Annotated in this window: 15 protein-coding genes; 12 read left to right on the top strand and 3 right to left on the bottom strand. The window is 32.4% G+C overall.

All coding sequences use genetic code 11. The features are described 5' to 3' along the window. Nucleotides 1-7: 7 nt before the first annotated feature. Nucleotides 8-625 (top strand): SCO family protein, encoded by a 618-nt coding sequence (locus tag ER639_RS02145; protein ID WP_129064106.1) that lies wholly within the window; start codon nt 8-10, stop codon nt 623-625. 71 nt (nt 626-696) lie between these two features. Here the strand turns inward: ER639_RS02145 and mscL are convergent, their stop codons facing one another. Beyond that, nucleotides 697-1,068, bottom strand: coding sequence for a large conductance mechanosensitive channel protein MscL (gene mscL, locus ER639_RS02150; protein WP_129064107.1), 372 nt, complete (start codon nt 1,066-1,068; stop codon nt 697-699). Between the two features lie 300 nt (nt 1,069-1,368). On the opposite strand from mscL, the gene ER639_RS02155 reads away from it, so the two are divergent. The 4 genes from ER639_RS02155 (at nt 1,369) to ER639_RS02170 (ending at nt 7,750) form a co-directional block, all read left to right on the top strand. Further along, the gene (locus ER639_RS02155; RefSeq protein ID WP_129064108.1) at nt 1,369-2,949 is read left to right on the top strand and encodes a glycine betaine uptake BCCT transporter; all 1,581 of its coding nucleotides are present in this window, start codon (nt 1,369-1,371) and stop codon (nt 2,947-2,949) included. Nucleotides 2,950-3,035: 86 nt separating this feature from the next. Beyond that, on the top strand, nt 3,036-4,364 hold the full coding sequence (locus tag ER639_RS02160) for a TrkH family potassium uptake protein (protein WP_240663974.1): 1,329 nt from the start codon (nt 3,036-3,038) through the stop codon (nt 4,362-4,364). Between the two features lie 139 nt (nt 4,365-4,503). Continuing rightward, nucleotides 4,504-7,212 carry an aconitate hydratase AcnA gene (acnA, locus tag ER639_RS02165; RefSeq protein ID WP_129064109.1) on the top strand — a complete coding sequence of 903 codons (2,709 nt, stop codon included), beginning with the start codon at nt 4,504-4,506 and terminating at the stop codon, nt 7,210-7,212. A 112-nt stretch (nt 7,213-7,324) separates the two neighbouring features. After that, nucleotides 7,325-7,750, top strand: coding sequence for an acyl-CoA thioesterase (locus ER639_RS02170; protein ID WP_129064110.1), 426 nt, complete (start codon nt 7,325-7,327; stop codon nt 7,748-7,750). 21 nt (nt 7,751-7,771) lie between these two features. Here ER639_RS02170 and plsY read toward each other — a convergent pair whose 3' ends face one another. Then, nucleotides 7,772-8,368: a glycerol-3-phosphate 1-O-acyltransferase PlsY gene (plsY, locus tag ER639_RS02175; RefSeq protein ID WP_129064111.1), complete on the bottom strand. Its 597-nt coding sequence runs from the start codon at nt 8,366-8,368 to the stop codon at nt 7,772-7,774. 199 nt (nt 8,369-8,567) lie between these two features. Here plsY and parE point away from each other — a divergent pair, with 199 nt between their 5' ends. The 3 genes from parE to alsT all read left to right on the top strand — a co-directional run bounded on the left by parE (nt 8,568) and on the right by alsT (nt 14,636). Further along, a complete protein-coding gene (gene parE / locus ER639_RS02180; RefSeq protein ID WP_129064112.1) occupies nt 8,568-10,595 on the top strand; it encodes a DNA topoisomerase IV subunit B in 2,028 nt (675 codons plus the stop codon). Then, nucleotides 10,595-13,003: a DNA topoisomerase IV subunit A gene (gene parC / locus ER639_RS02185; RefSeq protein ID WP_129064113.1), complete on the top strand. Its 2,409-nt coding sequence runs from the start codon at nt 10,595-10,597 to the stop codon at nt 13,001-13,003. Before parE ends, parC begins: the two co-directional genes overlap by 1 nt. A gap of 169 nt (nt 13,004-13,172) precedes the next feature. Continuing rightward, nucleotides 13,173-14,636, top strand: coding sequence for a glutamine transporter AlsT (gene alsT / locus ER639_RS02190; protein ID WP_129064419.1), 1,464 nt, complete (start codon nt 13,173-13,175; stop codon nt 14,634-14,636). 76 nt (nt 14,637-14,712) lie between these two features. On the opposite strand, the gene ER639_RS02195 is transcribed toward alsT, so the two are convergent. After that, complete coding sequence (locus ER639_RS02195; protein ID WP_129064114.1) at nt 14,713-15,702, bottom strand: DUF1002 domain-containing protein; 990 nt, start codon at nt 15,700-15,702, stop codon at nt 14,713-14,715. A gap of 112 nt (nt 15,703-15,814) precedes the next feature. Here ER639_RS02195 and glcT point away from each other — a divergent pair, with 112 nt between their 5' ends. From glcT to mprF, 4 genes are all read left to right on the top strand, one after another. Beyond that, the gene (gene glcT / locus ER639_RS02200) at nt 15,815-16,669 is read left to right on the top strand and encodes a glucose PTS transporter transcription antiterminator GlcT (RefSeq protein ID WP_129064115.1); all 855 of its coding nucleotides are present in this window, start codon (nt 15,815-15,817) and stop codon (nt 16,667-16,669) included. 197 nt (nt 16,670-16,866) lie between these two features. Next, entirely contained in the window at nt 16,867-18,948 is a 2,082-nt protein-coding gene (gene ptsG / locus ER639_RS02205; RefSeq protein ID WP_129064116.1) for a glucose-specific PTS transporter subunit IIBC, read from the top strand. Between the two features lie 126 nt (nt 18,949-19,074). Further along, nucleotides 19,075-20,214, top strand: a complete 1,140-nt coding sequence (locus tag ER639_RS02210; RefSeq protein WP_129064117.1) for an AI-2E family transporter — start codon at nt 19,075-19,077, stop codon at nt 20,212-20,214. A 9-nt stretch (nt 20,215-20,223) separates the two neighbouring features. Then, on the top strand, nt 20,224-22,740 hold the full coding sequence (gene mprF, locus ER639_RS02215) for a bifunctional lysylphosphatidylglycerol flippase/synthetase MprF (RefSeq protein ID WP_129064118.1): 2,517 nt from the start codon (nt 20,224-20,226) through the stop codon (nt 22,738-22,740). Nucleotides 22,741-22,795: the final 55 nt, after the last annotated feature.

Below are 22,795 nucleotides of genomic sequence, written 5' to 3' on the forward strand. Positions count from 1 at the left end.
GGGAATTATGAAATTAAGATTAATTTTGTCATTATTTTGTATTAGTATCTTATTAATTGCTTGTAGCAACTCAAGATTAGAACCAAAACCGATGTTTGGTAATAAAGTCAGTACTTTTGAAGCAACGAATCAATCTGGGAAATCATTTACCAATAAAGATATGAAAGGTAAAGTTTGGATTGCGAACTTTATTTTCACAAATTGTGAAACAGTTTGTCCTCCGATGTCATTTAATATGAGTCGCGTGATTGACCAATTAGAAAAAGAAGGTGTAAAAGATTTTGGTGTGATAAGTTTTAGTGTTGACCCAAAACGTGATACTCCGAAAGCATTGCAAGCCTTTAAAAATAAATACAATAATAAAACAAAAAATTGGGAATTGGTCTCTCAATATGATGAAAAGTTTATTAGGCAATTTGCTGAAGATAACTTTAAAACGATTGTCGTACCGCCAACTAAAGAAAATGACCAAGCTACACATGGTACTTCATTTTATTTAATCGATCAAAATGGGGTCGTTATTAAAGATTACGCAGGAAAAGACACAGGAGATAAGAAGTTCCCTAAAGAAGAAATTGTTGAAGATGTAAAAACTTTAATTAAAGAAGGTCCATATAAGAAGTAACGAAATATTCAAAACATACATAAATTAAACCCGGTTAATCAAAAGATTAACCGGGTTTTTAAATAATAAAATTATTTATTTTTTAATAAGTCACGAATTTCAGATAATAATTGTGTATTTTCATCAACTGATTCTTCGATTTCTTCTACTGCTGGTTTCTTACGTGATAATGTGTTGATGATTTTCACCATAGCGAAAATTGCAACTGCAACGATTAAGAAGTCGATAATTGATTGAATGAAGACACCATATTTGATACCCTTATATGCCCATTCGCTTGTGAAATCAGTGTTACCAAAGATTAAAGCAATTAATGGCATAATAACATCTGCTACTAATGATGATACGATTTTACCGAAAGCTGCACCAATAACAACAGCTACTGCTAAATCTAAGACATTCCCCTTCATAGCAAACTCTTTAAATTCTTTTAATAAAGACATGTATAGTCACCTCCTGTGTTAATAGTTAAATTGTACGGGCTATAAAGAGAAAATGCAATATGTTTTTTGAAATATTTATTAAAATTAAATAAAAAATATAACAATATTTAATTATATAAGTTGCGATTTAATGAATAATTAAAGAAATTTACAAAAAATTTTCAAAACGATGTTTAATCGAAAAGATTACGGGTATAAATAGTATTGGCTTTAAAGTATCTATGAATTATGTTAAAGTAAATATTTTAAATGAATGGATACTTTTAGTTCATTTTATATGTAATATGAAAGGAGAATTATATGCAATCAAGTAAGAAAGTCACAAATGTGTTTTATTATGCATTATTGTTAGTGTTGATTACAGTTGTTCTAGGCGTTATCAATCCTACAAAATTTAGTGAGATAACTGGTGCAATTAACACTTGGATCACAACAACATTCGGTTGGTATTATGTCATCATTACTTCAATTTTTGTTTTTGCATGTCTATTTTTGATTTTAAGTCCTATAGGAAAGTTAAAGTTAGGAAGACCTAGTGATAAGCCTGAATTTAATACAATTTCATGGTTTGCGATGTTATTTTCAGCTGGTATGGGAATTGGTCTTGTCTTTTGGGGTGCAAGTGAACCGATGAGTCACTTTATGACACCACCATCTACGGATCCACATACTAATGAATCAATGAAAGAAGCTATGAGATATACTTTCTTTCACTGGGGATTTCATGCTTGGGCCATATATGGCATTGTCGCATTAAGCTTAGCTTACTTCCAATTTAGAAGAGGAGAAAAAGGTTTATTATCAAAAACTTTAAGACCATTGTTTGGTGATAAAGTTGATGGTACTTTAGGAATCATTATTGATGTACTTGCAGTATTTGCAACAGTAGTCGGTGTTGCAGTTTCATTAGGGATGGGTGCTCAGCAGATCAATGGTGGTTTACATTATTTATTTAATGTTCCGAATTCATTTAGTATTAAAGTAATCATTATTATTATTGTTACAATTTTATTCTTAGCAAGTGCTTGGAGTGGATTAAGTAAAGGGATTCAAATTTTAAGTAATGCAAATATCGCTATTGCGACATTACTTTTATTCGCTGTATTATTTATTGGACCAACTATTTTAATTTTAAATATGTTCTCAACTTCAATGGGAGATTTGTTCCAAAACTTTTTAAGTATGAGTTTTGATGCGGCCCCATTAAATCAAGAAAAGCGTACTTGGATGAATAGTTGGACAATTTATTATTGGGGTTGGTGGATGAGTTGGAGCCCGTTTGTAGGTATATTTATTGCACGTGTTTCTAAAGGAAGAACTATCCGCGAGTTCTTATTAGGTGTGCTATTAGTACCAGCATTAATTTCATTCTTATGGTTCAGTGTATTTGGTGTTACAGGTATTGAAGCATTAAAAGATTACCCATCAATTGGAAAAATGGTCGTTGAGACACAATTGTTTGCAGTATTTAAACATATGCCAATGGGTCTTGGACTTTCATTGATCGCACTTGTATTGATTTGTACATTCTTCATCACGTCAGCAGACTCTGCAACGTTTGTATTAGGAATGCAATCAACAGATGGCTCATTAGAACCATCGAATAAAATAAAAGTAATTTGGGGACTAGCACAAAGTTTAATTGCGATTGTATTATTATTTGCAGGTGGTTTACAAGCATTGCAAAGTGCGGCAATTATCGTTGCATTCCCATTTTCGTTCATCTTATTGATGATGCTATTTTCATTGTATAAAGATGGTAATGCTGAACGTATGCGTATAGGTTTAACATTAAAACCAGATAAGCGATTTAGAAAAGGCTATAAAGAACCTGTTAAAGAAAATTCAAACACAATTACAAATTCAAATCCTGTTAAATAGTTAAAGTAGATGTGCACTGAAAAAGTGCACATTTTTTTGTTTAATATATTGTAAAATTGCTAGCATAGAATTATGATACTTAAGAGGTGAAAATCATTAAAAAAATACAATATAGAAATCCATACAGTATCATTTTACTAAGTTTTCTTTTGTTCTTAATTATTGGTAGTATTTTGTTATATTTGCCTATTTCTCAAAAAAAACCAACAGATTTTATAGATTGTTTATTTATTGCTACGAGTGCTTTTACCGTAACAGGGCTAGCTTCAATAGATATCACACAAAATTTTAATTATGTCGGGCTTACTGTAATTATGTTTTTAATTCAAATGGGTGGATTAGGAATTGTGACACTTGCGATTGTTGTATTTATGATGCTTGGTAAAAAAGTAGGATTTAAAAATCGTTTTTTAGTTGCTGAGGCTCTGAATCAAGGAAGTTTTGGTGGCATTATTAAATTAGTTAAATATTTATTTTTTATCAGTATTTCAATCGAATTATTAGGTGCAATCATTCTTGCATGTGAATGGGTACCTGATCTAGGTGTTAAGAAAGGTTTATATAATAGTATATTTACAGCAGTGAGTGCATTCAATAATGCAGGATTTGCTTTACATTCAGATAACCTTATTCCTTATCAAACGAACCCAATTGTTAATTTTGTGATAACAAGTTTGATTATTTTAGGTGGTTTAGGATTTACAGTAATGATTGATGTGACTAAGAAGAAATCTTTTAAATCTTGGAAGGTTCAGACGAAAGTCATGGTTATTACGACATTTATAGTGAACGTATTGGCAACAGTTATATTATTTTTATTAGAACATAATAATTTAAAAACAATTGGACAATTTAGTACATTTGACCAGTGGCAAATGAGTTATTTTCAAGCCATTACAACGAGAACAGCTGGTTTTAATACGATAGATATTGGCAGTTTAAATAATGACTCTATATTAGTGATGATGTTATTGATGTTTATTGGCGGCGGATCAACCTCTACTGCTGGTGGTATTAAATTGACAACGATGGTAATCATTTTATTTGGTACATTAAGCTTTATACGTCAACAAGATGAAATAGTAATATTTAAGCGCGCAATTGATATCAAATATTTAATAAGAAGTTTTGCAATTGTCGTACTTAGTTTTATTATGATTTTTATAATTACATTTTTCTTAGTACTGGTTGAACCGGATAAACAATTTATTGCGCTCTTTTTTGAGGTAGTTTCAGCTTTTGGTACTGTTGGTTTAACACTTGGCATTACTACAAAGTTATCCGTCATCGGTAAGTTATTAGTTATACTTATGATGATGATCGGGAAAATTGGTGTCTTAACAATTGTCTTAACATTCTCTAGACCTAGAAAACAGTTGTATTATCACCCTAAAGAAGATATTTTAGTCGGTTAAAGATCACAGAGATGTGATCTTTTTTGTTATAAGTAAAACTTATAGATAACGATTGATTATTATGAATGTGCTAAGGCTACAAGTTCAAAGCGTTTTCATGTAAAATGGTTTTGTAAAGAAAATTCATGGGGGGAACAAAATGAATTCAAATTTAAAAGACGTATCAAAAAAGCAATTTGAGCTAAATGGTAAATCTTATACATTTTATAGCTTAAAGTCATTAGAAGAATTAGGTTTAGGGGAAATTAGTAAATTACCATATTCTATTCGTGTGTTATTAGAATCTGTTTTACGTCAATACGATGGACGTGTGATTAATGAAGAGCACATTAAACATTTAGTAAAATGGGGTAAACAAAACGATCCGAACGCAGAAGTGCCATTTAAACCATCTCGCGTTATTTTACAAGATTTTACTGGTGTACCTGCTGTAGTAGATTTAGCATCTTTACGTAAAGCAATGGATGACGTTGGTGGAGATGTGACAAAAATCAATCCAGAAGTACCAGTAGACTTAGTTATTGACCACTCAGTACAAGTTGATGTTTATGGGCAAACATCTGCCTTACAAAAAAATATGGAATTAGAATTTGAACGTAACCAAGAACGTTATCAATTTTTAAACTGGGCAACGAAAGCATTTGATAATTATCGTGCAGTACCACCAGCGACTGGTATTGTTCACCAAGTTAACTTAGAATATTTAGCAAATGTTGTACATGTTCGTGACATTGATGGAGAACAAGTTGCATTCCCAGATACTTTAGTAGGTACAGACTCACATACAACAATGATTAATGGTATTGGTGTATTAGGATGGGGTGTTGGTGGTATAGAAGCTGAAGCTGGCATGCTTGGACAACCTTCATATTTCCCTGTACCTGAAGTAATCGGTGTGAAATTAACAAATGAATTGCCAGAAGGAACTACAGCGACAGACTTAGCTCTACGTGTGACACAAGTTTTACGTCAAAAAGGTGTTGTAGGTAAGTTTGTAGAATTCTTCGGTCCAGGTGTAGAGAAGTTACCTTTAGCTGACCGTGCTACAATTGCGAATATGGCGCCTGAATATGGTGCGACTTGTGGTTTCTTCCCAGTAGATGAAGAATCTTTAAATTATTTAACTTTAACTGGTCGCGACCAAGAACACGTACAAGTTGTAAAAGCTTATTTAGAAAACAACGATATGTTCTTTACTGCTGATAAAGAAGAGCCTGTCTACACGGATGTTGTTGAATTAGATTTATCTACAGTTGAAGCATCATTATCTGGTCCGAAACGTCCTCAAGATTTAATTAAATTAAGTGATATGCAATCTGAATTTGTTAAATCTGTAACAGCACCAGCGGGTAACCAAGGCCATGGATTTAAGAAAGACGAATTTGACAAAAAATCAATCGTTAACTTTAAAGATGGTAAACAAGTTGAAATGAAAACAGGTGATATCGCAATTGCTGCGATTACATCATGTACAAATACGTCTAACCCTTATGTAATGTTAGGTGCAGGTTTAGTGGCTAAAAAAGCAGTAGAAAAAGGACTTGTTGTACCAGCATTTGTTAAAACATCATTGGCTCCTGGTTCAAAAGTAGTTACAGGTTACTTAGAAGCATCAGGTTTACAAAAATATTTAGATCAATTAGGATTTGATACTGTAGGTTATGGATGTACAACATGTATCGGTAACTCTGGTCCATTATTACCTGAAATCGAAGAAGCCATTATAAAAGAAGATTTATTAGTGACTTCAGTATTATCTGGTAACCGTAACTTTGAAGGTCGTATTCACCCACTTGTGAAAGCGAACTATTTAGCATCACCACAATTGGTTGTTGCTTATGCATTAGCAGGTACAGTAAATATTGATTTACAAAACGATCCAATTGGCCGCAGTACGGATGGCACAGATGTGTATTTAAAAGACATTTGGCCAACAATTGATGAAGTAAAAGATGTAGTACAATCTGTAGTAACACCTGAATTATTCCGTAAAGAATATGATGCAGTATTTGAATCAAATGCATTATGGAATAAAATTGAATCAACGGATCAACCATTATATGACTTTGATCCAAAATCTACATACATTCAAAACCCAACATTCTTCCAAGGTTTATCTGCTGAACCAGGCATTATAGAGCCGTTAAAAGATTTAGCAGTAATGGGTAAATTCGGAGACTCTGTAACAACAGACCATATTTCTCCAGCGGGTGCAATTGGTAAAGATACGCCTGCAGGTAAATATTTACAAGAACATGGTGTTGCAATTAGAGACTTTAACTCTTATGGTTCACGTCGTGGTAACCATGAAGTCATGATGCGAGGTACATTTGCAAATATTCGTATCAAAAACCAAATTGCGCCTGGTACTGAAGGTGGATTCACTACTTACTGGCCAACTGGTGAAATTATGCCAATTTATGATGCATGTATGAAATACCAAGCAGATGGCAAAGGTTTAGTTGTATTAGCTGGAAATGACTACGGTATGGGATCAAGTCGTGACTGGGCAGCTAAAGGAACAAATCTATTAGGTGTGAAAACAGTGATTGCACAAAGTTATGAACGTATTCACCGTTCAAACTTAGTGATGATGGGTGTATTACCATTACAATTCCAAAAAGGTGAATCAGCTGACAAATTAGGCCTTGATGGTTCTGAAACATTCTCAGTAGAAGTAACTGAACTTGTTAAACCACGTGATTTAGTAAAAGTGACTGCGACTAAAACAGATGGTTCAGTGGTTGAATTTGAAGCGATTGCACGATTTGACTCTGAAGTTGAATTAGATTACTATCGACACGGTGGTATTTTACAAATGGTATTACGTAATAAATTAGCGCAATAAATGTTAGATATTATCACATAATAATAGCCTAATCTTATTAGAGAGTGAGACTTTGATGTCTCACTCTCATTATTTTTGGTACAATAGAATTATCAATCATCAGAGGTGCTTTATGTATATAACTGAAAAAGAAATAGAAATTCGTTATGCGGAAACAGATAAAATGGGTGTTGTTTATCATGCTAATTATTTGATTTGGTTTGAAGTAGCAAGAACAGACTTTATTGAAAAAGCAGGGTTTAACTATGATGACATGGAGCAAAAAGGATTAATTTCACCTGTTATGGATGTTTCTGTACAATATAAAAAGTCCGTTACATACCCTGAAAAAGTGACCATTAGAACATGGATCGATACGTATACGAAACTAAAAACGATTTATGCATATGAAGTTGTAACAGAATTAGGTGAAATCAGTGCAACAGGTAAAACAACACATATTGTTATTCAACAAGGTAGTGATCGACCAGTGAGATTGGATCGCATATATCCGGAATGGCATGAAAAGTATTTAACTTTATCAAAAAAAGAAGATTAAAAAAGAGCGAATCGTCGCTCTTTATTTTTTCGATTTTGAGAATTGAATTTTCGGCTCAGTGCCATTAATGATGCGTTGAATATTCGATCGATGTCTCACGATGATTAATGTCATTATAACGAAAGCCATCACCATGAACACCTTATCATCAAAAAATAATGATCCAATAAAATTGACAATACTTGAAATCATACTTGTTAAAGAAACCATTCTTGTTAAAAATAATAAACTAAAAAATACAATTGCCAAAATACCAAATAATATTGGATTTGCGCCTAATACAACGCCCGCACTTGTCGCGACGGCTTTGCCACCTTTAAATTTCAAATAAATTGGAAACACATGACCAATAATAGATGCGATTCCAATAAAGATACCGTTAATATCACTATGGAACCAAATAGGGAACAACACGACGATAAACCCTTTAAAAACATCAAAAATGGTTACTATGATTCCTGCATTTTTGCCAAGAACACGAAAGGTATTCGTTGCTCCTAAATTACCACTTCCAAATTGTCTAATATCCTTATTATAAAATAATTTTCCTATGATTAACCCGGTAGGTATACTGCCGATTAAATATGCTAGCGTTAGCATGATAATGATAGATGTCATTGTCTTCTCCTTTAATAGCTGGTACTAATAGTTTACTATAAATCTACAACGTTAGTATATATTTTTATATCGATTTTGAAAAGTTATGCATGTGATTATTTGATTCGATTTCCGAAAATACTTGCAATTTTTAAAGAATTATATAAAAATAATGAGTGAATGTGAAAAAATAGAACGTATGTTTGTGGGGGGTTATGTTTTGCCGAATCAAAATCAATATAATGATGATTCAATCCAAGTTTTAGAAGGATTGGAAGCCGTAAGAAAACGTCCAGGTATGTATATCGGTTCGACGGATGTAAGAGGCTTACATCATTTAGTTTATGAAATTTTAGATAATTCAATTGATGAAGTATTAAATGGTCACGGTTCAGAAATTGATGTGACGTTAAATAAAGATGGTAGTGTGACGATTAAAGATAATGGACGTGGTATGCCAACAGGTTTACATAAAACTGGAAAGCCAACACCAGAAGTAATATTTACTGTTTTACATGCTGGTGGCAAATTTGGCCAAGGTGGTTACAAAACATCAGGTGGTTTGCATGGTGTTGGTGCTTCTGTTGTTAATGCATTAAGTGAATGGTTAGAAGTAGTCATTCATAATAATGGAAAAATCTTTAAACAACGATTTGAAAATGGTGGTGTTCCAGTAACGACGTTAGAAGAAATTGGAACTAGTAAAAAAACAGGAACTCAAGTCACTTTTAAACCAGATGCATCGATCTTTAAGCAAACAACACATTTTAATTATGATACTTTAAGTGAACGTTTAAGAGAATCTGCATTTTTATTAAAATCACTAAAAATCAATATGACTGATTTAAGGGTGGAGCCAAATTTAAATGATGTTTTTCATTTTGAAGAAGGGCTTAAAGATTTTGTAACATTTATTAACGAAGCTAAAGATACATTACATGATGTGGCGACTTTTGCAGGAAGTCATCATGACATTGAAGTGGATGTTGCATTTCAATTTAATGATCAATATTCAGAAACCATTTTATCGTTTGTAAATAATGTGCGAACGAAAGACGGTGGTACTCATGAAGTCGGTTTAAAAACAGCTTTTACACGTGTATTCAATGAATATGCACGAAAAACTGGTGAATTAAAAGCAAAAGATAAAAATCTAGACGGTTCAGATATTAGAGAAGGTATGACAGCTGTTATTTCTGTGAAAATTCCTGAACACTTATTGCAATTTGAAGGCCAAACAAAGTCTAAATTAGGAACAAGTGAAGCGAGAAGTGCTGTAGATACAGTAATGAGCGAGCAATTACCATTTTTCTTTGAAGAGAATGGTGTAATCAGTCAATCACTTGTAAAAAAAGCCGTTAAAGCATCGCAAGCGCGTGAAGCAGCACGTAAAGCGCGTGAAGAAGCGAGAAATGGTAAAAAAAATAAACGAAAAGAAACGATACTTTCTGGGAAGTTAACGCCCGCACAAAGTAAGAATACTGAAAAAAATGAGCTTTATCTCGTCGAAGGTGATTCAGCTGGTGGTTCTGCAAAACTTGGTCGTGACCGAAAATTCCAAGCAATCTTACCGTTACGTGGTAAAGTCATCAATACTGAAAAAGCAAAGCTAGAAGACATTTTTAAAAATGAAGAAATAAATACAATCATCCATACGATTGGTGCTGGTGTTGGTAATGACTTTAATTTGAAAGATGCAAATTATAATAGAGTCATTATCATGACCGATGCGGATACAGATGGTGCGCATATTCAAGTATTATTGCTAACATTCTTCTTTAAGTATATGCGTCCACTTATGGAAGCGGGACGCGTTTATATTGCATTACCGCCTTTATATAAAGTTTCAAAAGGTAAAGGTAAAAAAGAAATCGTAGAATATGCATGGACAGATGAAGAATTAAAATCAGTACAACAAAAAGTTGGTAAAGGCTTTACGTTACAACGTTATAAAGGTTTAGGGGAAATGAATGCAGACCAGTTGTGGGATACAACAATGAATCCTGAGACGAGAACTTTAATTCAAGTCAAAATTGATGATGAATTAAGAAGTGCAAAGCGCGTTTCAACGTTAATGGGTGATAAAGTTGAACCAAGACGTGATTGGATTGAAAGACATGTATCATTTGGTATGCATGAAGATGTAAGTATTTTAGAAAATGAAGATATAGAAGTGTTAGATGAATCTGAAGTAGAAACAGAACTTGTACAAGCTGCTTTTGACTTCGATTTAGAAGGAGGCAAATAATGGCTGAATCAATTCAAATTATGCCTTTAGAAGATGTGATTGGAGACCGTTTTGGTCGATATAGTAAATACATTATTCAAGATCGTGCTTTACCAGATGTAAGAGATGGGTTAAAGCCTGTTCAACGTCGTATTTTGTTTGCAATGTATCAAGACGGTAATACTTTCGATAAGAACTTTAGGAAATCTGCAAAAACAGTCGGTAATGTTATTGGTAATTACCATCCGCATGGTGACACGAGCGTTTATGACGCCATGGTTCGTATGAGTCAAAACTGGAAATTACGTCATGTATTAGTCGAAATGCATGGTAATAACGGTAGTATTGATAATGACCCACCAGCTGCAATGCGTTATACAGAGGCTAAATTATCTCAGCTTGCAGGTTTGTTATTACAAGACATTAATAAAGATACTGTAGATTTTGTTCAAAACTTTGATGACACTGCGATGGAACCAATGGTATTACCTGCAAAATATCCGAACCTATTAGTCAACGGTTCAACTGGTATTTCAGCAGGTTATGCTACTGATATACCACCACATAATTTAGAAGAAGTGATTTTAGCAACATTAAAATTAATTGACCATCCTAATACAACAGTTGAATCATTAATGGAATTAATGCCTGGACCTGATTTCCCTACAGGTGGTATCATCATGGGTAAAAAGGGCATTAAAGATGCTTATGAAACAGGAAAAGGTAAAGCGATTGTTCGAGGTAAAGTTAACGTTGAACAAAAGCGAAGCGGTCGTGAAGAAATCATCATTACTGAAATACCTTATGAAGTCAATAAAGGGAATTTAGTAAAACGCATCGATGAATTGCGTGCAGATAAAAAAGTAGAAGGCATTTTAGAAGTGCGTGATGAAACGGACAGAGATGGATTACGTATTGCAATTGAATTGAAAAAGGATGCCAATAGTGAAGGTATTTTAAATTACCTTTATAAAAATACGGACTTACAAGTCACTTATAACTTTAATATGGTAGCGATTTCAGAAAGACGTCCTAAATTATTAGGCATTAAACCGATGTTACTTGCCTACATTGAACACCAAAAAGAAGTGATTGAACGTCGTAGTAAATTTGAGCTAGACCAAGCTAAAAAGCGTATGCATATTGTGGAAGGTTTAATTAAAGCATTATCTATTTTAGATGAAGTAATAGAAACCATTAGAGCATCTGAAAATAAAAGCGATGCAAAAAATAACTTAGTGAACCGCTTTGATTTTACTGAAACACAAGCAGAAGCCATTGTGATGTTACAATTGTATCGATTAACGAATACAGATATTGTGCAATTACAAAACGAACATGATGAGCTAGAACAAACATTAATCAAGTTAAATGATATTTTAAACAATGAAGCATCTTTACTAAAAGTGATTAAATCGGAGCTTAAATCAGTTTTAAAAACATATAAAGAACCAAGATTAAGTGTGATTCAAGATGAAATAGAGGAAATTAAAATTTCTAAAGAAATCTTAATTCCTTCAGAAGAAACAATTGTTTCAATAACACGTGATGGCTATATTAAACGAACTTCTACGAGAAGTTTTGCTGCAAGTGGTTTAGAAGAAGTCGGTGTTAAAGATGGCGATTACTTATTAAGTCATATCAATAGTAATTTACAAGATGTGGTCTTAGTCTTTACTTCTAAAGGTCACTATTTGTATATTCCTGTACATCAATTACCGGATATCAAATGGAAAGATTTAGGTAAACATTTATCTCAAATTGTACCACTTGAACAAGATGAATGTGTAGTAAATATCATCAATGTAAAAGACTTTAATCAACCAATCAATATCTTAACAGCTACGAAATTAGGTATGATTAAAAAGTCTAAATTAACTGATTTTAATGTGACACGTTATTCAAAACCGATAGTCGGTATGAAATTAAAAGGTGATGATGAGCTGATTCAAGCAATGCTTGTAACAGGAGATGAACAAATTCTAGTTGTAAGCAATAAGGGAATGGCACTTCACTATAGTTTAGAAGAGATTTCTGAAACAGGTGTGAAGGCAGCAGGTGTGAAATCAATCGCTTTAAAACCAGGTGAAACAGTTGTTAGTACGGATTTAGTATATCCAGACAGCCATTTAATGATTGTTACTCAACGTGGTGCGATGAAAAAGATGAGCATCGATTTATTTGAATTAGGAAAACGTAGTAATAGAGGTGTAACTGTCCTTAAAGAATTAAAAGCGAATCCTCATGAAATCGTTGGTGCAAGAGTAATTAACCAACCTATGAAATACATTATTGCAAGTAATGATGATAAATTCGAAGGTAACACAGGCGATATTCGTATTTCAGATCGTTATACAAATGGTAGCTTTGTTGTCGATGAAAAATCATTTGGTAAAATTAATCAATTTGTTTTACTAAATATTCAATAAATGACACTATTGTTTATTACAAGATAATACAAGTGAATAAAAAATACGCATAAATGTATATTTTTTAAAAATATATGCATTTTGTAACCTCTTAATATGATAAAATAATGAAGTTGTTATTTTTTATATTAGGAGGTTTTTTATATTGCAAAACGTAAATTTTGATGCAATGATTCCAGATTGGTTTAAAAGTATTGTTGCAACTGGAAATGATTTAATATGGACGCAATTCTTAATTGGTTTATTATTATTAGCAGGTGTTTTCTTTAGTTTAAGTTCAAAATTTATCCAATTTAGAATGTTAAAAGAAATGTTTAGAGTGATTGGTGAAAAGCCTGAAACGCTTGAAGATGGCAAAAAAGGGATTTCATCAATGCAAGCTTTTATGATTTCAGCTGCATCTCGTGTTGGAACAGGTAATATTGCAGGGGTTGCAACTGCGATTGTTTTAGGAGGTCCTGGTGCAGTATTTTGGATGTGGGTGATTGCATTCTTTGGTGCAGCAAGTGCATTCTTTGAAGCAACTTTAGCACAAGTATATAAAGTGAAAGATGATGAAGGTGGTTTCCGTGGAGGACCAGCTTATTATATGGAACTTGGTTTAGGTCAAAAGTGGTTGGGTGCAACGTTTGCGATTTTAATTACGATTACATTTGCATTTGTATTTAACACAGTACAATCAAATACAATTGCTGAAAGTTTTAATACGCAATTTAATATTGACCCAATTTGGACAGGTGTATTTTTAGCAGTCATTACTGCACTTGTTATTTTTGGTGGTGTAAGAAGTATCGCAACAGTATCTAGTGCGATTGTTCCAGTAATGGCGATTTTCTATATTTTAATTGTTATTTTTGTATTAGTTACACATGCAGCAAGTATTATTCCAATGATCATTGCTATCTTTAAAGGTGCATTTGGTTTTGGACAAGCAGTTGCAGGTGGTTTAGGATTTACTGTAATGCAAGGGATTAAACGTGGTTTATTCTCAAACGAAGCAGGGATGGGTTCAGCGCCAAATGCAGCAGCAACAGCATCTGTTTCGCACCCTGTTAAACAAGGCTTAATTCAAGCTTTAGGTGTATTTTTCGATACGATGATCGTTTGTACAGCGACTGCGATTATGATTTTATTATATTCAGGTCTAGAATTTGGTGAAAAAGCGCCTCAAGGTGTAGCTGTAACACAATCTGCCTTAACAGCACATGTTGGTTCGTTTGGTGGCTTATTCTTAACTTTTGCGGTATTTATGTTTGCTTATTCTTCTGTAATTGGTAACTATTATTATGGTCAATCAAATGTGGAATACTTAACTAAAAATAAATTTGTGATGATCTTTTTCCGAGTAATTGTTGTATTAATGGTATTTTTAGGCGCGGTTGTAAAAGTAGAAACAGTTTGGGCAACTGCGGATCTATTCATGGGATTAATGGCGATTTTAAATATTACGGCGATTATTGGATTAGCACATGTTGTGTTTGAAGTTGCAAATGACTATATTGCGCAACGTAAAAAAGGTTTAAATCCAGTATTTAAAACTAATCAAGTTAAAGCGGATTTATCGAGTGTTGAAACTTGGGGTGAAAATCCATATCACTTACCAAATCAACCAGATACACCATATCATAAATAATAATTATTAAAATGATTATTAAAATGATTATTATATGAAAAAGTGCTTTGGGACGATATTGTCCCAAAGCACTTTTTTATTTAAATATACTATTAAAGAAGTTCACAATTGCATCAAAAATTGATTGGAAGAAACTCATGATTTTATCCCATAATCCTTGATCTTGTAATGAATCTTTAATGTTTTTACCAATTTCTTTTGCTTTTTCACTTGCTTGTTTAAAACCATCAGAATTTTTAATATCGTTTACATAATTTTTAGCTGAATCAATAAATTGTTTTGCGTTTTCACCTTTAAAAATGCCTTGTTGTTGTGCGTTATTAATAAAGTTAACAATTAAATTGATTTGATTGTTGTTTAAAACATCCTTTAATCCATTTTCTTCAATTTTTTGATTGACGATGTTTGTAATTTGATTAACTGTTAAGTTACCACCTTGTTTCGCAACTTCAGCTTTTGCTTCAGCAACTGCTTTATTTAATTGTTCTGAGCTGAAACCTTCTTTATTTTGGTTTTCTTGTGTGATATTTGAGATTGAACTTAATTCTTCTTGTGCAGCTTGTGTTTGACCTTGGTTGATTGGTTCGCCTTGAGCTTCAAATGCTTTATAAACACCTGCTAAAGCACTTTCTCCTGTTACGTCTTCTGCTGCTGCAATTTTAACTTCTGCATCTGTTACACCAGCTGTTAATAATGCGTTTTTGTATGTATCTTCTGTAATTTTAGTAATTTTACCTTTTGATTGATCAATATTTAATGTTAAACCAGCGCCTTTTGACAATTTTTTAATTCGAATACTTGATTTTAATACGTCGTCACTTGATTGTAAGTTTAAGTATTTTGTTAAATCTTGTGCATGAACGTAAGTTACTTTATCGCTGTCTTGTGTTCCTAATAATTGTTTTGTAGTACTTTGCATATTTTGATTACTTTCTAATGCAGCGCCGTATACCGTAACAGCTTCACTCCATGCTTCTTCAGTTACAGCATATGTAGGTTTTGAAAAAGCTGATAAAGTAATTGTAAAAATAGCGAACAAAGTAAAAAGTTTTAAGATTTTTTTCATTTGATCATCTCCGTGATTAAATTTAGACAATTAGATTGTATATCTATATCAGTCTGTTATTATAGTAACATGAATATTAGGAAATCACATAGGTCTTTGGGAGGAGGTTTATATGAGTACTTATGAAGTCGTCAAAACTTTAAATAATAATGTTGTTGTGGCGAAAGATGACATTGAAGAAGTGATTCTTATTGGAAAAGGGATTGGTTTCAATAAGAAATCAGGTTCACTGATCACAGAAGCCGATCAAAACAAAGTCGAAAAAATTTATGAATTAAAGGGTTATCATGAACAAGAACGCTACAAAACGCTCGTTCATATTGCAGATGATAATACATTGAAAGTAATATTAGAAGTCGTTAATGAAATTGATAAAAGTACACGCGGTGCCATTAATGATGACATTTTATTATCGTTAACGGACCATATCATATTTGCAATGAAACGATTAAAAGATGGCATTCAAATTGCGAATCCTTTTCTTCAGGAAACGAAGGCTTTATATCCGAGAGAATTCGAGATTGCTGAATTTGTAGTAGCACTATTAAATGAAAAATTAGGTGTTACATTCCCTTATCAAGAAGTTGGTTTTATTGCATTACATATTCATTCGTCAATTAATAATCATACGCTACATGACATGAGTTTAATGACAGAAGTGGTTACACGTGCTGTACATATCATTGAACATGATTTAAAGGTACAAATTGATAAAGAGTCTTTAATGTATACCCGATTTGTTCGACATATTAGCTTTGCAGTACAGCGTGTGATGAATGATGATCGTGTGCCAGATCAAACGAATTTAGATAAATTGTTAAAGATTCAATATCCATTATGTTATTCAAGTGCAGTGAAAATTGTAAAAATGATGCAAACACATTTGAAAAAACCAGTGTACGAATCTGAATTGGTCTATTTAACGATGCATATTCAGCATTTTAACACACAAACCAATGATAAGTAATACAAGTACATTTAAAATGAATTTATTTCGGAAAAATGTGTTGCGTTCGTCTTAGTTTGTTGATATAATCACAATATAAATTTAATAACAACACAATACGTGTTACTGATAACGCAGGCATGAGTATTGATTATATCCATAAGGGATAAGTCTATACTCATGTCTTTTTGTGTTGTAACTATCAAGGAGGAAGTTTTATGTTCAAGTCTTTATTCGGTCAATTGCAACGTATTGGTAAAGCATTAATGTTACCGGTTGCACTTTTACCAGCTGCAGGGATTTTACTTGCATTTGGTAATGCGATGCACAATGATCAATTAGTGCAATTTGCACCTTGGTTAAAAGCAGATTTCTTTGTAATGTTATCTGGTATTATGGAGCAAGCAGGACAGGTTATTTTTGATAACTTACCATTGTTATTCGCCATTGGTACTGCTTTAGGTTTAGCTGGAGGAGATGGTGTTGCCGGACTTGCAGCATTGGTTGGATTCTTAATTATGAATGCAACTATGGGCAAATTCTTAGGCATTACTATTGATGATATTTTCAGTTATGCTGAAGGTGCAAAAACGTTAGGTCAATCTGCAAAAGATCCTGGTCATGCGTTAGTTTTAGGTATTCCTACACTTCAAACAGGGGTGTTTGGTGGTATCATCATGGGTGCAGTTGCAGCATGGTGTTACAATAAGTTTTATAACATCCAAATGCCAGCATTCTTAGGGTTCTTCGCTGGTAAACGATTTGTACCAATCATTACTTCAGTAATGGCGATTATAGTCGGTGCAATCATGGCATTAGTATGGCCATCAATTCAAGGTGGTTTAAATGGTTTATCTTCATTCTTATTAGATAAAAACGTTGTATTAACGACATTTATTTTCGGTATTATTGAACGTTCTTTAATTCCATTTGGATTACACCATATATTCTATGCACCATTCTGGTTCGAGTTTGGTCAATATACTGACCATGCAGGTAACTTAATTCGTGGTGACCAAAAAATTTGGATGGCTCAAATGAAAGATGGCGTTCCATTTACAGCAGGTATGTTTACAACTGGTAAATACCCATTCATGATGTTTGGTTTACCAGCAGCAGCATTTGCGATTTATCGTCAAGCAAAACCAGAACGTAAAAAAGTTGTTGGTGGTTTAATGCTTTCTGCAGCATTAACATCATTCTTAACAGGTATTACAGAACCATTAGAATTCTCATTCTTATTCGTAGCACCAATTCTTTATGGTATTCACGTATTATTAGCAGGTACTTCATTCTTAGTAATGCATTTATTACATGTTAAAATCGGTATGACATTCTCTGGTGGATTTATCGATTATACATTATTCGGTTTATTAAACTGGGATCGTACAAACGCATTATTAGTAATTCCAGTAGGTTTAGTTTATGCAGTTGTTTATTATTTCTTATTCACATTTGCAATTAAGAAATTCAACTTAAAAACACCAGGTCGTGAAGATGAAGAAGCTGAATCAAGAAATTCAGAAGTAGCTGAATTACCATTCCACGTATTAGATGCTATGGGTGGTAAAGAAAACATTAAACATTTAGATGCTTGTATTACGCGTCTTCGTGTTGAAGTACGTGACAAATCTAAAGTAAATGTTCCGGAATTAAAAGCTTTAGGCGCAGCAGGTGTCCTTGAAGTTGGTAACAATATGCAAGCTATCTTTGGTCCAAAATCTGACCAAATCAAACATGATATGGCACGTATTATTTCTGGTGAAATTACGAAACCGTCTGAAACAACAGTAACTGAAAAAGGCGACACTGCAGGTGTTGCATCAATAGACTCAAAAGATCAAGTATTAAATGCATCAACAATTTATGCACCAATCACTGGTGAAGTAGTTGATTTAACAAAAGTTCCTGATCAAGTATTTAGTGAAAAATTAATGGGTGACGGTGTTGCGATTATTCCAAGTATCGGTCAAGTTGTCGCACCATTTGATGGTGTCGTTAAAATGGACTTCCCTACAAAACATGCACTTGGTTTAGAAAATGAACAAGGTTTAGAAATCTTAATTCACTTTGGTTTAGAAACAGTGGCGTTAAATGGTGAAGGATTTACTTTACACGTTAAACCAGGTGATACTATTAAAAAAGGTGACGTTTTAATGGATGTTGATTTAGATTATATCCGTAAAAATGCTAAGAGCGATATTACGCCGATTATCTTTACAAATTTAAATGGTCAATCTATTGCTAATGTTCATTATGGACAAATCAAACAAGCTGAAACTTTATTAACGGTTCAATAATTTAAAATCTGTTAAATGACGAGACTAAAGTCTCGTCATTTTTTTGTCTTGCTTTATTATTATTTGCCACTCGTGTATGATAGTAGTTATCAAAAGGCACGTTGTTACAACTGAATAGGAGGCTTTATGAAGGAAAATCGATTTATATCATTTTGGGGTGGGAAGAATATAATTTTCTCACTGATTAGTTTATTGTTATTAGGATTAGTAATTTGGATATTTAGTAAAGTATCATTTATTTTTGATCCAATTCTAATAATCATACATACGATTATTGGACCTGTTGTAGTCGCATTTATTTTGTACTATTTACTCAATCCTTTAGTCAATATTATGGAAAAATATCGTATTAAGCGATTATGGGGTATCGTTATTTTATTTTTAGTTATTGTATCTATCTTGAGTATATTAGTGACGTTATTAGTGCCAATCATTCAAGAACAGTTAACTAGTTTTACGAGAAACTTACCTGAATATTTGAAGTATTTATTACATCGTTTTAATGAGCTTGCAAACAATAAGTTGTTTCAACCCTATATTAGTCATATTCAAGATTGGGTGAATAAGAATTTAAGTGATTTCCCAAATAAAGTTTCTAATTATATTGGTGATGTACCAACGAAATTTAAATCTATATTTGATGCGTTAGCAAGCATTGCTGTTGTAATTATCACATTCCCGTTTGTATTGTTTTTCTTATTAAAGGATGGTGCAAAATTCAAACGTTACATCATTAAATTAACGCCTCCAAAGTATCGTGATGATTTTCATGAAATTTTAGATAAAATGAACTTACAAGTAGGTTCTTATATTCAAGGACAATTAATTGTTTCGATATGTATCGGGATTTTACTTTATATCGGTTATTTAATTATTGGTTTACAATACGCATTAATTTTAGCGTGTATTGCGGCTGTTACAAGCGTGGTGCCTTATTTAGGACCTATGATTGCAATCAGTCCAGCAGTGATACTTGCATTGGTTGAATCACCATTTATGCTATTGAAACTTGCTATAGTATGGATCAGTGTTCAGTTTTTAGAAGGCCATTTTATTTCACCAAACATTATGGGAAAAACGATGCAAATACATCCTTTGACAATTATTTTTGTATTACTTTGTGCCGGTAATCTCTTTGGTATTTTAGGTGTCATTGTGGCCATACCAAGTTATGCTATTTTAAAAGTTTTCGTCCAATACTTCTTTACGAAGTTTAAAGCAAGATACAATCGATATTATGCTGAAGATAAAGGTACTTATGAATGAAGGTGATACATGATGACATTTATTAAGAAATATAAAGGAATTTTGAAATTTATTTTTGCATGTGGTTTGTTTATTTTTGTGATTTTTCAATTAAAAAATGAATTGACGCAAATTGACTTGAATAAGACAAGAATATTATTTAAAACGATCCCAACTTTGGATTTAACAATGTTAATGATTCTTGGGATATATGCTGTTTTTATTTTGACATTATATGATGTCATATTAATCAAACAACTTAAAATCAATATGCCAGTAATTAAGGTATTAAAAATCAGTTATATCATCAATGCTTTGAATGCTGTAATTGGATTTGGTGGTTTAATTGGTGCTGGTTTAAGACATGTTGTTTATCGTGAACATTATAATCATGAGAAAACATTAATAAAAGGTATCTCATTATTATTATTATCGATGATTTCTGGAATGAGCTTGTTAGCCATTGGTATGGTAATAGGTATCTTTCCTAATACACATGCATTTGACCAATTTAATTGGTATAAATGGGCATTAATAATTATATGTTTATTCTTACCATTCTTTATTATCTTTTCAATTGTTAAACCCGTAGGGAATGATAAATTACTTGGAATTAAATTTACATTAATTTCATCATTAGAATGGCTAGTAGCAAGTGGATTATTTTATCTTATTTTTAAAACAATGGGCATTCATATTGAATATGGATTACTCATCAGCATTTTTGTTATTTCTGCATTAGCTGGGTTAATCTCATTAGTACCAGGTGGTTTTGGGGCATTTGATTTAATGTTTTTATTAGGGCTTAAAACACATGGTATTGCAGAAGAAAAAGTATTATTGGCGCTTGTATTATACAGAATTGTCTATTACTTTATCCCATTTTTATTATCTCTAGTTTTAAGTACTTTTGTATTCAATGATTACAAAGCACAACTAGAAGATAATAAATATGTTGCACCTGCACTTGAAACGCATTCATTATTTTTAAGCGTACTCAAAGATATCTTAGTAAGAATACCGCAAATTGCATTAGGTATATTAGTGTTTATTACTGGTATTTTCTTTTTAATGGGGAATATTAATATCATTTATGATGCCATTTATGATGTAGATCATACAACTTATTTAGTATTAACGGCACTTCATTCAGCAGCTTCACTAATATTGATTGTTTGTTCAATCGGTGTGATGTACGATACGATGCGTGCACATATTATGAGTATAATCAGTACTGTTATTTTATTGATAACAACGTATTTAACATTTGGTTCCATCTTCTTTTATGCATGGCTTGTTATTTTGTTAATATTGCTCTATTTAGGAAATCGTAATGTTAAACATATTAAAAGAGCCATTACACCAAAACGTGCATTATTTACTTTAGGTATTGGATTGATAGCGATATTTATTAATGCAAGTGTCAATAAATTTGAAATGGACACGATTATTACACAAGATAATATTGATTTCGACAGTCAAATGTTAAGACATTTATTTTTTGTGATGTTATTGAGTTTTGCGTTGTTAAGTGTTTTGATTACAATAATATTTAGAAAGAAATTTAAAAATACATTGCACATGCCACTAACTGAAGAAGAAAGATTAAATATTTTAAATACATATGGTGGTAACTATGTGAGTCATTTGGCATTTACAAATGATAAATTATTTTTTACAAATGAAGCTAAAGATGCATTTATGATGTTTCAATATCATTCGGATTCAATTGTAGTATTAGGAGATCCATTAGGGAATCCCAAATCAATAGATGCTTTATTACAAAATTTCTACGATCAAACAGAATATTTCGGGTATGATGTTATTTTCTATCAAGTGCAACCAACTTATTTACCGAAATATCATGATTACGGTAATATTTTCTTCAAATTAGGTGAAGAAGCAGTTATTCCTTTAAGCGACTTTACAATTGCAGGAAAGAAAAAACGAGCATTTAGAGCTACAGTCAATAAATTTGAAAATGAAGGATACCGATATGAAGTTGTTTCTCCACCATTTAGCGAAGCATTTTTAACTGAACTTAAATTAATTTCAGATGAATGGTTAGATGGCAGAAATGAAATGAACTTCTCTGTAGGGAAGTTTGATGTGGATTACTTAAATAAAGCGGATATTGGGGTTATTCGAAATGATGAAGAAATCATTGGATTTGTAACGATGATGCCGACGTATATGGATGATACAATCTCTGTAGATTTAATCCGTTGGAAAGAAACTGGTTTACAGATGATGGATGGATTGTATTTAATGACGATGTTACATTTAAAAGAACGTTATGCTTATTTCAATATGGGTATGGCGCCTTTATCTAATGTAGGTAGACATCAGCATGCATTTTATAGAGAAAAATTTGCAGGAAAAATATTTGATTCGATTTCTCATTTATATAGCTTCAAAGGATTGAGAAATTATAAAGAGAAATTTAATCCAAACTTTGAATCTAGATATTTGGTTTATAAAAGACACAGCTCATTGATTTCATCAATATTAAAAGCAAGTATGATTATTAATAAAAATAAAAAATAATAAATAGAAGCACCCAAAAAGATGTAAAAAATGCGTCAGTTTGGGTGCTTATTTT

It is taken from the genome of Macrococcus sp. DPC7161 (genome assembly GCF_004117835.1).
Lineage (GTDB): Bacteria > Bacillota > Bacilli > Staphylococcales > Staphylococcaceae > SDSC01.

Coding starts and splice junctions, on each gene's coding strand:
- ER639_RS02170 (WP_129064110.1), top strand. CDS start 7,325: ATGTATATAACTGAAAAAGAAATAGAAATTCGTTATGCGGAAACAGAT.
- plsY (WP_129064111.1), bottom strand. CDS start 8,368: ATGACATCTATCATTATCATGCTAACGCTAGCATATTTAATCGGCAGT.
- ER639_RS02195 (WP_129064114.1), bottom strand. CDS start 15,702: ATGAAAAAAATCTTAAAACTTTTTACTTTGTTCGCTATTTTTACAATT.
- acnA (WP_129064109.1), top strand. CDS start 4,504: ATGAATTCAAATTTAAAAGACGTATCAAAAAAGCAATTTGAGCTAAAT.
- mprF (WP_129064118.1), top strand. CDS start 20,224: ATGATGACATTTATTAAGAAATATAAAGGAATTTTGAAATTTATTTTT.
- ptsG (WP_129064116.1), top strand. CDS start 16,867: ATGTTCAAGTCTTTATTCGGTCAATTGCAACGTATTGGTAAAGCATTA.
- ER639_RS02210 (WP_129064117.1), top strand. CDS start 19,075: ATGAAGGAAAATCGATTTATATCATTTTGGGGTGGGAAGAATATAATT.
- glcT (WP_129064115.1), top strand. CDS start 15,815: ATGAGTACTTATGAAGTCGTCAAAACTTTAAATAATAATGTTGTTGTG.
- parC (WP_129064113.1), top strand. CDS start 10,595: ATGGCTGAATCAATTCAAATTATGCCTTTAGAAGATGTGATTGGAGAC.
- mscL (WP_129064107.1), bottom strand. CDS start 1,068: ATGTCTTTATTAAAAGAATTTAAAGAGTTTGCTATGAAGGGGAATGTC.
- alsT (WP_129064419.1), top strand. CDS start 13,173: ATGATTCCAGATTGGTTTAAAAGTATTGTTGCAACTGGAAATGATTTA.
- ER639_RS02145 (WP_129064106.1), top strand. CDS start 8: ATGAAATTAAGATTAATTTTGTCATTATTTTGTATTAGTATCTTATTA.
- ER639_RS02155 (WP_129064108.1), top strand. CDS start 1,369: ATGCAATCAAGTAAGAAAGTCACAAATGTGTTTTATTATGCATTATTG.